Origin of the sequence: Alteromonas ponticola, assembly GCF_012911815.1 — a bacterium.
Lineage (GTDB): Bacteria > Pseudomonadota > Gammaproteobacteria > Enterobacterales > Alteromonadaceae > Alteromonas > Alteromonas ponticola.
The window spans coordinates 258,944-275,642 of record NZ_JAATNW010000006.1 but is presented as its reverse complement, the minus strand read 5'-3'; the positions used below and the strand labels follow the sequence as shown (position 1 = coordinate 275,642).

Sequence of the window (16,699 nt, the reverse complement as noted above, 5' to 3'; positions counted from 1 at the left end):
TACGGTGGCATTACAGTGGTTTCCCGGGCACATGCACAAAGCCCTGAAAGAAATAAAAGAGTCGCTCAGTCAGGTGGATATTTTGATTGAAGTGCTGGATGCACGCATCCCCTACTCAAGCGAAAACCCTGAAATAGCGAAAATCCGTGGCGACAAACCGTGCATCAAAATTCTGAATAAATTTGACCTTGCCGATCCTGAGATTACCGCCAACTGGCAGGCATATCTGGAAACTGAGCGCAACGTAAAAACCATCACCACCTCCAGTGATAACCCGACAAACAGTAAGCAAATTATCAACTTGATCCGTGCTATTTGCGCACAAAAAGAAGCTTCAGCCAAGCACATTAATGCAATGATCACGGGGATCCCTAATGTGGGCAAGTCCACCTTGATCAATATTCTGGCGGAACGCACGATTGCCAAAACCGGTAACGAACCCGCGGTGACAAAAAGCCAACAACGCATAAATTTAGGTAGCAGGATTGTGTTATTCGACACCCCGGGCGTACTGTGGCCTAAATTGGAAAACCCTCATTCAATTTACCGTTTGGCCTCCTCAGGCGCGGTAAAAAACACCGCGATGGAATATGACGATGTAGGATTTTTTGCCGCTGATTATTTAATCAAGGCGTATCCTGAGCGTATGCAGGAACGCTATAAACTGGATGAACTGCCAGCTACCGAAATAGAGTTTCTTGAAGCTGCCGCGAAAAAGCGTGGCGCAATTATGGCAGGAGGTCGTGTAAACCTGCACAAAATCTGCGAGGTGCTGCTTAACGAATTGCAGTCTGGCAAATTAGGTCGAATCAGCCTGGAAACGCCGCAGATGCTGGAGAGGGAAAAAGTTGAGATGGCAGAAGCGGCAGCCAGAAAGGCGGCCGCTAAAGCAAAGCGTAAGCAAAAATTCAAAGAAGGTTCTCTTACCCCGGATAAACAAGACCGGAAAGAGAAACGCACCGCAAAACGTGAGGCGCAAAGTCAACGGATGAAAAAACGCCCTGACTGAGCAAGTGCAAGCGCACTTAACGCAATGCCTCGATACGTTTTTCCAATGGCGGATGGCTTGAGAATAACGCCTGAACTTTGCCTGCACTGATGGCAAATGCCGCCATTTCATCCGGCAATTGCGGCGAGTTCTGGTTTTGTTTCAGTCGCATTAACGCGGCGGCCATATCCTGTTTGCTGGTCAACGCCGCGCCCCCCGCATCTGCTCTGTATTCCCGGTGACGGGAAAACCACATCACGATCATCATTGCCAGAATGCCTAATACCACCTCGGCAATAATCGACACAATCCAAAATGCCGGGCCGTGACCGCGTTCTACTTTGAACACAACCCGATCAACCACATGGCCTATGATGCGCGATAAAAACACCACGAACGTATTCACCACCCCCTGCAATAGCGACATGGTTACCATATCGCCGTTGGCGACGTGACTGACTTCGTGAGCAAGCACCGCTTCTACTTCGCGCTCATTCATTCCTCGCAGAAGCCCGGTGCTGACAGCAACCAACGCATCGTTTTTGTTCCAACCGGTGGCAAATGCATTTAACGAGGGATGGTCAAAAATCCCCACCTCGGGCATGCCAATACCCGCCTGCTTCGCCTGACGTTGAACCGTACGTACCAACCATTGCTCAGTGGCATTGGCGGGTTGTTCAATGATCTGAACACCCATGCTTTTTTTCGCCATAAACTTAGATAAAAAAAGCGATATAAAAGCACCACTAAAGCCAATTACCGCAGCGTAAATAAGCAATGCGGTTAAGTCTAAATCCACACCATTTTGTGCCAATAACCCCTGTATACCAAAAAGGCTAAAGGTAATACTGAGTAATGCCATGATGGCAATGTTCGTGCCGATAAAAAGTGCGATGCGTAACATGAATAATTCCTAAAGTGCGTTCACGGCGATAATATGGATACAGTAAGCGAAAAGCGCAATAGTGTCAGCGAAAATTGTGGCTTATCAGCAGCAAATATTTTGGGAAAAGCTGGATGTCACATGATTAAATCAGAAGTGCTGCACCCGGTCGGTGCCATACCCAGAGGGGATGAATTGTTATCATTATTATGCCCCTTCTGGGTAGCACCAGCAGAAAGGGCATGACACGAACTGGGTATTATGGTTGCGCGTTTACCAAATGCTCCTCAAAGAACATGACTACAGCTTGCTGATAAACATCGCGATTTTCCTTTTTGCGGTAACCATGCCCTTCATTTAACGCATTCATGTACCACACTTGTTTACCCTCGTCGCGCAGCGCTTTCACAATTTGCTCTGCCTCACTGACGGGGACGCGCGGATCGTTTTCCCCCTGGATCACAAACATGGGAACATTGATTTTATCTACATTATTGCTGGGACTGATTTTCTGCAGGAAATCATGCATTTTTTGATCGCGCTCATCGCCATACTCAACCCGACGCAGATCACGACGATAATCTTCGGTATTTTTCAGGAACGTCACAAAATTGGAAATGCCGACAATGTCTACTGCCGCACTAAGTCGGTCGCTATAGTGCACCGCGCTGGCCAACACCATATAACCACCGTAACTGCCACCAAAAACGGCTACCCTGTTTTCATCTAAATCCGGTTGCGTCGCAATCCAGTCTAACAGTGCGCCAATATCTTTAACCGAATCCTCACGCTTAAATCCATTATCCAGATTGATATATTCTTTACCGTAACCTGACGAGCCGCGCACATTAGGCACCACAACCGCCGCTCCAAGCGTATCCATCCATAATTGGTAAGTACTTGCAAACGATGGACGGCTTTGCCCTTCAGGGCCACCATGAATCGAAATGATAACCGGCCGGGGTCCTTCCGCCTTAGGTTTGTAAACAAACGCGGGGATTTCTCTGTCATCAAACGTGGGGTAGCGCACCAGCTCGGGAAGCACAAAATTTTCAGTGTTCAGGCCACCCACCTCACTGTGTGTCCAACGGGTTAATTCAGCGTATTCAGTGGGCTTGCTGTTAAGGTTCAACACATAAGTATCACTCGGGGTTTGCGCCGTATTCAGCGTCATCGCCAGTTTACTGTCATCCGGACTGAAGGTGATGCCGCCAATGAGTCCAACCGGAATGGATTGCACCGGCTTGTAGTTGAAACTGTTTGTATCAAGCAGATATAGCTTGCTGATACCGTCCTCGTTGGTGGTAAACGCGGCTCTTTTTCCATTATTACTGATAGCAAAACTTTCAACGTCCCAGTTGATCTGATCGGTGATGATTTTTAAATTATTGTTTTTAATATCGCGATAGCCAAGCTGAGTAAATTCACTTTTTTGGTTAGTGGAAAGGAAATAGCCCTCGTCGCGTGGGCCGAAGGCCAATGAGAAGTTAACGGATGGACTTGACTCGCTACCATCAATGAGCGTTTTTTCGCCGCTTTCGACATCCAAAAGATAAATTCGCGAGTCGCTGGCACTGATATACTGCTGGGTAAGAATGGACGTACCCTGTTTGTTCCAGTCAGTTGGCCCCCACCAGCTGCCATCGGTTGATTCAAGCACTACCCGTCGTTTTTCAGGCGCTTGCGGGTTCATTACCCATATATCATTGGCACTGCCATTGCGTTCGGTGCTCTGATAGGCCAGCCACTTGCCTGAATCGCTCCAGCTGATCACGCCGTTACGCGACTTACCATCGGTCAGCATGGTGCTCTTGCCGGAATCGGGGTCAAGTAAAAAGATTTGGGAAAACTCGCTCCCTCCGGCATCCATGGTGAAGGCAAGGTTATCCGTTTTTGGCTGCCGCTCGACTGAACCAATCGGTTCTTTAAAGAAGGTGAGCTGGTGACGTGCACCTGCTGGCATGTCAACACGGTGAATTTGCCCTACATCACCAAATCGAGTAGTGATAAATACGCTTTCACCATCATGGCTGAATGCTTCAAACGGTGCCGAGCGAATATTCTGATACTGATTTAAGTCGTCGACGACTTGCTCTGGTATTTCAGGGATGTTTTGCAAAACCAGATTGCCATTATTGACGGTACGTTCTTCTGCAGCCTGCGCAAACAGGGTCATTAGCGACAGTGCGATTAGGGTACTTGTTAGTTTCATACAATAATTCCATTTTTATTCAAACGCTTACTAGTGTTGATGACAGACTAAGATTAGGCAAGTTGGATGTGGTGAGTAACTTGTAACAAACCGTTAGATTAATTGCAGAAGCATTGCAAATCGCAGTGGCGTCTACCGCAACCGCTAAGTATCAAGCAAAGAAAGTTCAACCGCTCACCAACCCATCACACCATTTTATAACGTCGTCTGTGCCGTTTGTGTATCCACTCTGGAGCAAACACACGATTCACATTAGTTTTACTGCTATTGGTTTGTTCCGGCTTTCCTGGTCTAATCCCTGGACCGAGCTTGGGGCCCTGGTGCCCCTTTTTTCTATGCTATGCCTTAAATCCTTTGCCGACAATATAGACCTCTCTTGAGCGAGGTCGTGAAGCCGCCGGTTTGCGTATAATCACCTTATCAAACGAGCTGCGAACATCCTTCATGTATTCATCATATCCTACGCCCTGAAACACTTTTGCACAAAAGCTGCCGCCGGGTTTCAGGACATTTCGGGCCATGTCCAGTGCCAGTTCTACCAAATACATTGAGGCATACTGGTCGGTGGTATTAACGCCACTTAAATTGGGTGCCATGTCGGAGATTACGGTATCCACGCTGGCTCCATTCAGCATTTGCAAAATCTGGTCGTAGACCGCTTCTTCGGTAAAATCGCCCTGTATAAAATCCACGCCAATGATGCTGTCCATGGGCAGAATGTCTGACGCGATAACGCGACCAGCCTGTCCAACGATGGGGGCAACGATTTGCGACCAGCCACCCGGCGCAGAGCCCAGATCCATTACCACGTCGCCGGGACGGAACAATTTGTCTTTGTCGTTAATTTCAATCAGCTTGTAGCTTGCTCTGGAGCGATATCCGTCAATTTGCGCCTTTTTTACATAAGGGTCGTTAACGTGCTCGTCCATCCATTTTTTGCTGGTTTTTGACTTTGCCATTCGCTCAATCTGCTGTGTGCTCTTCAAATCGGTGCATATTGTAGTATTCCAGCAGGTGATTTACCAATTCGCCTGACTTTAAGACTATTAACCGATACAATCTGGTTACACCCTTTCGCAAACAGTGACTTAGAGCTTCAACATGAAATTGGACGATGTAAAGAAACTACATCATAAAAAATACCGGAACCAATCAGGGTATTTTCTTGTTGAGGGCGAACATCTGGTGCTGGAATTATTTAATGCGGTCAAACAGCCTGCTATACGTCGTGCGACTCGAATTTATGTTACTGAAGAGTATCAGCAATGGGCACAGCAACGTGCCAACCAATGGCCAGTTACTCTGGTATCAAAAAAACAAATGATGCAGCTCAGTGACACCAAATCCCCTCAGGGTATTATCGCCTGTGTCCCTTTATCGGCAGCGCAGGTGGATCCAACACGGTTCAGCGGCGTCGAAAAATGTATCTATCTGCATGAAATTCAAGATCCCGGTAATTTAGGCACCATCATGCGCACGCTTGCCTGGTTTGGTAATTTCAGACTATTGCTAAGCCCGAACAGTGTCGATCCATATAACCCTAAAGTCATTCGAGCAAGTATGGGAGCCATCTTTCATTTACCCCTCGAACAAGATGTACCGATAGATTCACTCGCTGCGCGATTTGATTCGTTTGCTTATCTGGATTTGCACGGTAGCTCTATTACCCAATCAGAGTTTACCCAATACGCCTGCTACCTGTTTGGCAATGAAGCCCGAGGCGTGCCGCAAAGCACCTTGTCTGAGGTTAATGCCAAAGCTTTTACCATTAAGGGCAAAGGAGATATCGAATCGCTGAATGTCGCCAGTGCATTAAGTATGTGCGCGTTTCAGTTGTCGACGCGGTAGCGTGTTAAAAAATTGCTTACCCCTTGTTTCACTCTATCTGTACGTTGACTTGCCTGTTGCGACCACGCTCTTTCGCCTCATACAAGGCTTCATCAGCCCTTTTCAGTAACTCAATCGGTGATGTTATCCTGTCTTTTGACGGACGGGCAGTGACTGAACCCACACTGACGGTGACGTGCTCGGATATGGGACTTTTAATATGCGGAATGGCCTGATTGCGGATGGCCTCCAGAATTGTATTAGAAACCGTTTTAGCGCCGGCTAAATCTGTGTCAGACAGAACACACACAAACTCTTCTCCACCATAGCGGGCGAAAAAATCCTGCTCTCGTCTCATTACATTTTTGATAGCAGTTGCCAGCTCCTTTAAACACTCATCCCCCACGGCGTGACCATAAGAATCGTTGTAAAGCTTAAAATGATCAACGTCAAACAAGATTACCGTAATAGGCCACTGATGCCGTACTGCCAGTTGAATATCATGATCAATACGCTTGTCGAATGCACGCCGATTTGCCACGCCAGTTAGCCCATCTGACAGTGACATGTCTTCTAATATTTGTTTTTGCTCTTCGATGGTATGGGCAAAGGTCTCAAATGATTTGGCGATATCTGAAATCTCGTCGTTACCCGAAATAGCAAAACGGGTATCACGCCCGGCTAGACGGTCACGGACGAAGTCATTTAGTTTTTCCAGACGAGTGACAATTCTCGACTGAATCACATAAATTACCACGATCAAGATTAGAATTGCGATCACGCTGATCGTCCCTAGTATGTTGATCTGATTTTTTACCAGCGTGGTGGTGCGTTTCGATTTTGCCAGCGTGTCTTCCGTAAGCTGGTAAGCTCTGTACTCAGACATTCCTGCATAATCGAGAATAAAATTTCGTACGAAATTACCACGGCCTGTGGCGCGTCCCTTCGTGCGAAGGTGACTAATTTTTTGGGCAACCAGACCTGTTTTGGTAATGATTAGTTCCTGCAAAGCCTGTAGTTGTGTATCAGCTGCCGATTGCTGGCTTTCGGGTAAAACCAGAATCAGTTCACTTAGTTCTCCGAGTTGTTCCTCAAGCCTTCTTTCGGTCTGCCTGATTTCTGCGAGCCGGTCCAATGTTGCGACCCTTGAGGCCATTGCAACCACATCGGCGAACACATTTTTCCAATTGGTGTTGTCGATTATTTGATCTTCGTCTGCCTGTTCTGACTGCGATACTGTTACGGCATTGTAGAGTTGGTATACCGAGTCGAGTGTTTTCTGAATTGTCGCTTCTGTTTCCAAACGACTCTTTACCAACTGGTTTAACTCACTTATTTCCAGATCCAACCCCTGAATGTGGGCCAGTAATGCGGGGTCGGCGTTGGGATCAACCGCCAGCACTTGAAGATCAGCCACCTGCTCCTGAAGCTGCGTGTACAAGACCCGCCTGACTACTTCGTTCTGCGCGCGGGTTAACCCCTCAGTGAGGTAGGTTAACTGATTTACCTTGCCAAAAATTCGTCCTGAAATTGCCAGTGACGGTACTGATTCTTCAGTAAGTTCGGTAAGAATGTCGCTAAAGCTTTGCAAGCGGAAAAACGCCAGCATCGAGACCAGAAAGAATAGAAAGATAATGGTCGATATTGAGACTAAAAAGACCGCGGACAGCGGGACTCTTTTGCCCCTCAACCATGACGCATTGGCTTTTGTGGTAGCAGAAGCTTTCGTGTTACTCACCAGGCTTCCTTTTGGCAACATCAACCATTCTATTCTCAATTTGCGGATTGATTTGCCCTTGCTGTCTCATATTAGTGATCACGATATCTGACAGCAATGGAGGAAACTTAGTATTTCCGGACTCACCTTCCCGCTCCTTAAACATCCAATATCCATCCCCACCCTCAGCGAGATACTGGGTGGTGGCCAACAGATAATTCTTTTCCGGCGCGATGGGCTCGCCGTCAATGGTTACCTTCAATACGCGTTCTTTAGCAGGTAACCTGCTGTCGTAGGTAACCTGCATACCGGCGACATGAGGAAAACGTCCTTCCAGCGATTCCAACATACTCAGCCCGTTCTCCAACGCTTGTATGATAACTTTTCCTTTGATGTCCAGTGTTGCCACTTTATTTCTGAAAGGCAGTTCCTGGAAAATATCACCGCGGGTGATTAACTCTCCCTCCTGATAGTATTTTTCAGCTCGAATTATCCCCCCATTCAACAATACAACATCAGCCTGAGTGAAACTTTTGATCGCATCAGTCAGTAGATTTGCAAATGCATTCTCTCCAGAGCGTACCGCTTTTCTGCTTGTATCCATGGGGGCTTTTAGCTGACTAATTTGTTCATCCAGTAACCGATTCAACCGCATACTATAACCGGTGGTTTGCGCAACAACTTCCGGATCAGGAGCAAATTGGTCCAGATTAAGCAATTTAGATTCTATTGTCAGACGTTCTGATTCATTTTCATTTAACGAGCAACTTACCACAGCGGCCTGGGCATACCGACTTAACAGCACATTTCTTGGGTGCGACCACACCGTTTCCTCACTCCGGATATCTAAGTCAGGATCGGTAAGAAAAGCCAAATCGATAACACCCTGTTCCAGTTGCTTTTTAACAAAAAGTGACGGGTGAGAGTAAAGTAAAACAACTAATTGCGCGCCGGATGCCCTTAGTTGTAACGCTTTCACCTTAACTTGCTCGCTGGGGTCTATAACCTGTGCACGTTCAAGCGGATATTCCTCTGTTACTGAAGGATCCACTACACTTACTATGCCAATCGATAGATTACCTTTTTCTATCAAAACACGGTCGACTAAGCCGGTAGGCGTACTGCGAACAAGAGGGTCAAAAAGGTTACTGGCGACCATTGGGAATCCCGCTTCAAACGCGCGTAACGAAAGTTCGTCTTCGTAATAACTGAATTCTCGTTGACTCACGCCCATGGCATCGGGCTCAAGGCTGTTGAGTACATCAATAATATGCGCGCCGCGATCGAAACCGGACATGGGACTAGGTCCTAAACTAGCGCCACCAAACAAAAACGCTGTCTCAGTTTCCTGCGCTCGGACTTCTTTGAGCAGCGTTGCCAGCCTCGAATACGCGCCTTTGCGTTCGTCACCCACTACCGGCATGTCAGCAGTAAAAACAAAGGTAATGTTTTTTTCATCTGCCCACGCGCTAGCCACTAATGTGATTAGCATGATAAGTGTACAGAAGCGAAGCGAAGATAACTTAAGGTTCAACGAACTACTTTTTTGATAACGTGAGTTTCCGCTAATTATTAACGTCTATTGACTGGGTTGCAAAGAGAAGTGTGGATTATTCGAATTAAATCATTGAGTTTTTAATCGTGCGGTTCGCTGCATGGACGGAACAAACAATGTTAGTTGCCCGCTTATGTCGTTTAGATACATGCATGAACGGCTAACATGGCTCAACGCATCTTATAATCTGTACTTCCGGACGATTTCGTTTTGCTCGATCTCGTTTAAGTTGGTGACGAATACATAAACAAACGTAAAAAAAGATGACCATAAAAATCAAAAACGCCATTCTGATCAATGCATCGGTTCTGCTATCCGTAGCCTTTAGTAATAGCATTTTTTGGGCTTTTTCGATTACCGATCACGCCTTAATTACTACCTCGAGCGCCATTTTATCAGCGTGTTTGGCAAATCAATGGACGTGGAAATTAGCAAAAGGAGAAAATAGTTCTGAACCAAATTGATTTGATTGTCCTTCCCCTATTAGGCGAAGACCGCAACCTCCAATTACAATTACTGGCCCGTTCAGAGATGAAAATGGGTAGCTAGAATTTTGTTAGTTGATCCAGGGGCCTAGAAGTTAATGTGAAATGCATCTATGTTGTGAAATAGTAGGTTGTAGCGTCATCACAGTTTTTGGGATAAAAACCACTAAGTGAACCCTCTTTAGGCACATGCGCTCTTAGAAAAACCAGCTAGATTTAACTTTGCTAATTCGAGAAAAGGAGCAAGGAAGTGAGATACGTTAACAAAATCAACTTTACAGTCGGGTTACTTTTTTCGCTACTCACTTTCACCGTCAACAGTCAGGTAGCGTGGGTCGGAGAAAAAATTTGGACTGGCAACCCCAAGCAACCTTGGGCAGAAGTGATCATTACTGATAATAAGCGCATTGTTAATGTTGGCGACAAGACATTATTGAGTGGCTTTACTGGCAAGGTGAATCAAACGGATGGAGCACTTATCGTTCCTGGGCTGATTGATAATCACACTCATTTTATGACTGGCGTAGAAGGTCTTGTGTCCGTATCCACACTGGGCGCGACATCAAAAGAAGATTTTGTTAATCGAATAGCTTCGCACGTTACCAAGATAAATGAGGGGGAATGGATCACCGGTGGAAAATGGGATGAAACAAATTGGGGTGGTACCCAACCAAACCGGCATTGGGTCGACAACGTCACCAAAGATCACCCCTTACTGCTGATGCGAGTGGACAGTCATTCTGCACTGGTAAACAGTAAAGCATTAGCGTTGGCAGGAATTGATGATAAAACACCCGATCCAGTCGGTGGCAAAATTGTGCGGGATAAAGATGGTGTGCCTACTGGCGTGCTAAAAGATGCAGCAATGGAAGCGGTGTTTAAAGTAATGCCAAAGACCACACAAGATGAAGAAGACAGGTTGCTTGCTATAGGGATGAAGCATGCGCTGAAACACGGTCTTACCCAAATTCACAGCATACCCAATGTGCTGGAAGACGCGGGCTGGCGCGAATACAACTTATTTAAACGTGCCAATAAGAATGGAACCCAGACCCTTAGGGCGGTTATCTATGTGCCGCTTAAAGATAGACAAAAATTAGCTGACATTATTGCCGCAGATGGCAAAGGTGACAGTTGGCTTTCGTGGCCCGGTGTAAAGGCAATGACTGATGGCTCGTTAGGTAGCCGCTCAGCCTGGCTTTATCATCCTTATAGCGATGACCCGTCGAACAGTGGAATGCCCATTCAGCCTATCGCTAAATTAGAAAGCGCAATTGAAGAAGCAAATAACCTTGGGTTACAGCTGGCTATCCACGCCATTGGCGATCGCGCGAATGATGCTGTCCTGGATATTTTTAGTAAACTTAAACCCCCTCCGGTACGACCCAGGATTGAACACGCTCAACACCTAAGCCAGGACGCAGTAGCGCGTTTTTCTGCTTTAGGCGCTGTCGCTTCAATGCAACCTTACCACGCTATTGATGATGGCCGCTGGGCTGAGAAACGAATTGGTAAGCAACGCTTAACAGGCACTTATGCCTTTCGCTCTTTAAAGGAAACCGGGACGCGGATTACGTTTGGTTCTGACTGGAACGTGGCGCCGCTTGATCCTATAGCGGGAATTTATGCCGCGGTCACGCGGCGCACACTCGATGGCGAAAACCCTCAAGGCTGGATCCCAGGGCAGAAAATTAGTGTTGAAGACGCGTTAACAGCTTATACCATCAACAATGCATGGGCTGTTGGCATGGAAGACCAGATAGGTTCAATTGAAGTTGGCAAGTTCGCAGACTTTGTAGTGCTTGATCAAAATCTGTTCAATATGGCACCGGAAGACATAAGAAACACCAAGGTGTTAATGACGGTTATAGATGGAAATATCATGTATCAGTCTGAATAAGATGCGATTTCTGCGAATTGAATTGGTATTGCATTGTGTTTTGGAGGTTGCGGTCTGCGCTCATTCTGGTGAATGCAATGACGGTTCTTTGTCAATGTAGCTGTGGAGGCAATTCAATTTCTACAGCAGATAATCCTCTACGCAACGCCGACGGCCGCTTTGAGCTCAAGAAATATGGGAGGGCATGACACCTTATTACCCTCCCATAATCCTGTGGGAGAGTAATAAATTTTCACACAGTTACTCTCTACAGATACTGAATCGTGGTAGTTAAAAAACGATGCTAAAAAATAAACTCTGTTTCAATGTATATCTTTAGTAATAAAGTGCCATTCTATTACTGATTGTCCCGAAATATCCAATAGAATAATTTTCATAGCAAATGAAAAAAACTATGAACTACCTCGTAGGTACAAGCTGGAACGTCAAGGAAGAATATTTTCCCTTATAAAGTAATTTTTTAGCAAATACTTACTCAATTCAGCAATCTTACCCACTCTGGTTCATCGAGACCGACTCTAGATAATCCTGCGCTATATTCTTCTGCTATTCGTTGAGCATACAATTCTTTCAATTCAACAATGAACTCAAATTTTTCTGGTATCTCATCGCAGAAATGAGATGGCTCAAAATATTTTTTTTCTGTTCTTTCACAATACTTTGCTATCACAATACCATTGAAACCATTAAACTTAACAGTTCTTAAAGCAAATGTTCCCTTATCAATTTTGAGTTTCGTTCCATCTGGAGTCAAAAAGTTAAACCCTCCCCCTTCATCTATCTCAGAAAGAGAAATAAATAGAAAGCGTCTGCTTTCGAAATCTTTAAGTCGAACTGAATCACATCGCTGCTGGATACATACATAATACTTTCCCTCTTCTGATGTGCTCTTAACAACCGTACCTAAAGATAGGCTCGGCAGATAACTTGTATGTATAAAAGCATGCCTATGATAGCAAAGGTTGGCAAACTGCTTGTTTATCTCTTCATACTTTTCAACATCAGTAAACAAAGTAATTGCATACTTAGATGATAACGTTCTAGCATTACTTTTAGATAAAGCCTGCTCACTATTATCAGCTTTTACATTCTTTACATTTCCAATCGCCTGAACAAATTTGTCAACCACATCGGGATTAGATCCCAGAAGCTTTAACAAAACTGAATGAGTTCTAGAATACTCGAATTTATCTTCACTACCATCGTTTTTAAGCAATAACTTTGACTTTTCGGTGACGTTATCTTTAAGCCATTTTTCAATATAGCTTTTATCGATAGTCCGGTTAAGTTGCTTGTATCGAAGCAGGGAAGTAAAGGTATCGCCTATTAGTTCAACCAAAAGCTCATTCGCATCATCGGTATTTGGGAGTAAAACCTGGTGAGCTAAATAAGCAGCATCAAGCTCTCTAGAAAATTTACGCACAATATGATGAAAATTCTGTCGAATTTCCGTAAGTGATTCCATAGCAAAGTTAGAAAGCAACCCAGCTGTCATTGCTGAAAATTCTTTGGAAATAAAGCTTGGTAGCTCGTCGTAGGATATAATCTTCCCTCTTAATGCTGGATTATGCTTTGCCCTTCCATTCGCGCTATTTGATTTTCCGACAACCATAATTTTGCAGCTATCTGAAATTATAGTGAATGGATCTGAATCGCAAATAGAAAAGTTCTCTATATCTCCTTCTTTTAAAGAAGCATTAATTTCTGTCGCTATGTATTGAAGATCTGTCTCGCCAGTGTATACGATTATCAATTTGATACTGTATTCACATTCAGAAGCAGAGACCAGTGACCGGATGATACGCTTGGTATAAATACCTCGAACATCATCATCATCATCATCGGCCTCATCATCATAGTCACCGTCCTCAATCGGCACGTCGTCCAAAATAATTTGCCAATCAAGCACGGCCACATCAGATTTCTTGGCTACTTCACTAAGCACTTCAACATCGCTTTCAACTATAGGCCTATAAACAGCGCATATTTTTCCATTTTCGGAAAACACTCGCGTGATAGACTGAGCATCGAATTCATGCTGATCTCTATGCCCGTCTGTTGAATATGCTTTATCATCTACAAAAATTATGCTCTGAATAAAGTTGTTAGCTATAATTTCAGAATGTCTTGAAAAATCATCCATTATTTTCATTCGCCACTGCTATTTTAAACGTAACATTTGAGCCTTCTCGTGGTTCATCAAGCTCTAGCTTATACCCTACAGACTCTAAAACCTCATTGCTAATATGTAATCCCATCCCTCTGCCATTCTCTTTACGGGTGAATCCAAGTTCAAATATTTTTTTTCTGTCTTGGATAGCAATCCCAACGCCATTATTAGAAATATAAATATTATTGTCTTTATCTGCGTGTAAACGAATGACCTTTTCTTTTTCACCGCTATCATTCAACCAGTAAATAGCATTATCGATTACATTGACAAATACGGGATAGAATGAGGAACGATAGCCCCTTAATTTTGCGCGGGCGAAACCTCGGGTATGTTTAAATGTTATATTATGTCTTTCCATACGACTTTTAAATAAGTCAATAAGAAAAGTCTTAACCTCAAGTAATTTTATATCTTCAGCTTTTCTATTTAATCGCCGATTAAGAGGTGTAAACAAATTTAAATAGCCATCAAGGTGTTCAAAGTTGATTTTTATATTATTGTACACCCCCTCGAGCTGTTCATTGACATCTGACCAAGCTTTAAGATCTCTTAAACTAGCGCGTACAGAACGCACTGTACTATTGAATTCATGGTGAATCACGCTTACCGCAAGCCCGAGCTGGCTCAACTCTACATCGGTGTGAACTCTCTCTTTCAACTCTTCAAGCTCGTCTCCTAGTGCGTTTGTGATTTGCTCGTTAGTTATATAATTATTATTCGCATCCTTTTCCCAATAAATACCCTCAAGCTGCCTAATGAGAGCATCTAAAATAGCTGTATTTCTTTCGGAAACAGAGTTAATCTCAGCAGATAAAGAGTTACGTGTGGCAACTAAATCGATATCTTTTTCACTAGATATAGAAACAGTTTTGAACTTGTCTTTTACAAGTCTGATTTGATCATCTAAATCGATCATTAATTCACTAGTTAAGCTTTTTACTCTTTTGTTTATATCAGTGACTGATTCGGTAACACTTTTACGTTTTTCAACATTAATCTGTTTTGCTTGATCTGAAATGCTCTCAACTGCTTGCTCCAATCTCCTACGCTTACTAATAGATATGGCTAAGTCAGAAATTGTGAATTCGACGATTTCATCGATTTTTTTATAAGCATCACTAAAAACTATACTGTCCAAACGCTCCATTTCTTCCATGTAAGTCTCATAGTCACGCTTGAGCTCACCTTTGATATAAAAACCTCTTGGTGCGGGAATCATAAGTGACTTTCTAAAATTGTCGATTTTCTGTCTAGAGCGTGACTCAATATCTAGTAATTTTTGACTCGCAATGTCATGATCTTTTTCAGAATATATACTTTTCACATCAAGATTAATATCTTTCAAAAGCTTATCAATGGTTTCAGGAAGTGAATCTTCTTTTTGAGATATGAAGAAACTATTTAAAGCATCCTCAAACTTTTTCTTTCTCTCTTTAGCTTTCTTTTCTCTTTCCTCTAAAGCCTTATAGGACTGCTTGATTTCGTTGCGTTTCGCTCGCCATATTTCAGCTTTAGGTGAAGGGGAACTTTCATCTGTAGAAAAGAAATCACCAGCTAGTTGAGTAAAGAAGTTCTTTAATATTTCCCTTAACTGTCGATATGCTTTATTTTCTATAAAGCCTTCTCGCCCAGCTTTTTCTTTTAGCTCACTGTTAAATTCTTCAGAAAGCCTTATAACTCCAAACATTCTCCTATATGAAAAAAAATAACCAAACCACTGGTTTCTGCGCTTTTCTATTTCCAAATAATCGTAGTCCGAATCTCCGTAAGGCAATATTCTGATATTATCTTTATAGACATATAATCCACCAAATTTCTTAGATTTAGCGTAAATTTGTGCATGGTTTACAGCATCAACTATCGATTCTTTCTGTACGCCTTGAAGATAAGCAAAGTTTATAGAAAATGGACCACACCTAGTTGGATTAAAATTGTTACCTCTCCAGTTCACAATATGGTCAAAAGTTTTCTCTCTGTATATTTTTACCATTCCTTTAAACTGGCCAAATTCATCAAAATTCCCTTCAAAATGATGATCAGCGAGCTCAAAGTCATCTACTGAAAAGAATTCCTGCTTGTCTATAAGGTCTTTATATTCATGGTCATCACTACGGTAATCGCGGAAAACGATTTCTAACAAAGGTGCCGGATGCTTTGGCGTCATAGTATCGTGGAAGCCCATAAGCATCTTTTCTATTTTCGTCGCTTCACCGGCTTTGGAGTTTCCATCTATATCCGAATGCAAAATATCATCAACAGAAGATATATAAAAAAATGTTCCCCCCTCTTCAGGTTTTTCCCAAGGGAATTTCCCGATAAGCTTATTATTAAACTTTTTAGGACAAATATCGAACTTCTCAATTGTAGATTTTATTTCCGCATATTCGCCTTGGCTTAACTCATCAGAATCCTTGAGCTTAGTCAGTGATTGAATTATCTGCTCTTTCATAGAATCAATATCTGACTTTTCAGGAAACCTTTTGAACTCTTGGACGGGAATCGCTATATCTTCTAAATTCAAGCCAGGAATTTCAAACAATTGCCAGTTAATTAAGGCAACGGTTATCCCTTCTATATTTTTAGCTTTGGTCACGATTAATACTTGTTTGCCAATGGATGCTATTGCGAGTCTTCCAATTCCTTTTTCGCCCATAGAAATTCTAGGAGATTTGGTCTCATCGACTCGTGGCTTCAAGGATTTTCGGTGCTTAACTTTCGACTCCGTGCCTAAAGTCAGCCAACGTTCCTGAAATTCCCTTTTGGTCATTCCCATACCATCGTCTCTCAAAATGAAGAGATCTCTCATTCTGAAGTAGTCAATATCAACTCGATCAGCATAGGCGTCATGTGCGTTTTTTAACAATTCGTTTATAGCGGTTGGTATACCTGCTATTTGTTGACGCCCTAGTAAATCTAAGGCTCGTGCTCTAGTTTTAAAATTAGCCATAACTTTGTTCAA

10 protein-coding genes are annotated in these 16,699 nt (G+C 43.6%); 3 read left to right on the top strand and 7 right to left on the bottom strand.

What is annotated here, in order from left to right; all coding sequences use genetic code 11:
• The first annotated feature begins 4 nt into the window (after positions 1-4).
• Positions 5-1,009 (top strand): ribosome biogenesis GTPase YlqF, encoded by a 1,005-nt coding sequence (ylqF, locus tag HCJ96_RS12510; protein WP_169211400.1) that lies wholly within the window; start codon positions 5-7, stop codon positions 1,007-1,009.
• Positions 1,010-1,025: 16 nt separating this feature from the next.
• On the opposite strand, the gene htpX is transcribed toward ylqF, so the two are convergent.
• The 3 genes from htpX to rlmE form a co-directional block, all read right to left on the bottom strand.
• On the bottom strand, positions 1,026-1,892 hold the full coding sequence (gene htpX, locus HCJ96_RS12505) for a protease HtpX (protein ID WP_169211399.1): 867 nt from the start codon (positions 1,890-1,892) through the stop codon (positions 1,026-1,028).
• A 238-nt stretch (positions 1,893-2,130) separates the two neighbouring features.
• Positions 2,131-4,083: a S9 family peptidase gene (locus HCJ96_RS12500; protein ID WP_169211398.1), complete on the bottom strand. Its 1,953-nt coding sequence runs from the start codon at positions 4,081-4,083 to the stop codon at positions 2,131-2,133.
• A 338-nt stretch (positions 4,084-4,421) separates the two neighbouring features.
• A complete protein-coding gene (gene rlmE, locus HCJ96_RS12495; RefSeq protein WP_169211397.1) occupies positions 4,422-5,042 on the bottom strand; it encodes a 23S rRNA (uridine(2552)-2'-O)-methyltransferase RlmE in 621 nt (206 codons plus the stop codon).
• A 142-nt stretch (positions 5,043-5,184) separates the two neighbouring features.
• Between rlmE and HCJ96_RS12490 the strand changes: the two genes are divergently transcribed.
• Entirely contained in the window at positions 5,185-5,931 is a 747-nt protein-coding gene (locus HCJ96_RS12490) for a TrmH family RNA methyltransferase (RefSeq protein ID WP_169211396.1), read from the top strand.
• Between the two features lie 28 nt (positions 5,932-5,959).
• On the opposite strand, the gene HCJ96_RS16555 is transcribed toward HCJ96_RS12490, so the two are convergent.
• Positions 5,960-7,648: a GGDEF domain-containing protein gene (locus tag HCJ96_RS16555; RefSeq protein WP_169211395.1), complete on the bottom strand. Its 1,689-nt coding sequence runs from the start codon at positions 7,646-7,648 to the stop codon at positions 5,960-5,962.
• Complete coding sequence (locus HCJ96_RS12480) at positions 7,641-9,119, bottom strand: bifunctional metallophosphatase/5'-nucleotidase (RefSeq protein WP_169211394.1); 1,479 nt, start codon at positions 9,117-9,119, stop codon at positions 7,641-7,643. The genes HCJ96_RS16555 and HCJ96_RS12480 overlap by 8 nt, the downstream gene beginning before the upstream one ends.
• Positions 9,120-9,917: 798 nt before the next feature.
• Here HCJ96_RS12480 and HCJ96_RS12475 point away from each other — a divergent pair.
• Positions 9,918-11,567 carry an amidohydrolase family protein gene (locus HCJ96_RS12475; protein ID WP_169211393.1) on the top strand — a complete coding sequence of 550 codons (1,650 nt, stop codon included), beginning with the start codon at positions 9,918-9,920 and terminating at the stop codon, positions 11,565-11,567.
• A gap of 475 nt (positions 11,568-12,042) precedes the next feature.
• Here the strand turns inward: HCJ96_RS12475 and HCJ96_RS12470 are convergent, their stop codons facing one another.
• Entirely contained in the window at positions 12,043-13,719 is a 1,677-nt protein-coding gene (locus HCJ96_RS12470; protein ID WP_211162812.1) for a response regulator receiver domain, read from the bottom strand.
• A complete protein-coding gene (locus tag HCJ96_RS12465) occupies positions 13,703-16,687 on the bottom strand; it encodes an ATP-binding protein (protein ID WP_169211392.1) in 2,985 nt (994 codons plus the stop codon). The genes HCJ96_RS12470 and HCJ96_RS12465 overlap by 17 nt, the downstream gene beginning before the upstream one ends.
• Between the last annotated feature and the right edge of the window lie 12 nt (positions 16,688-16,699).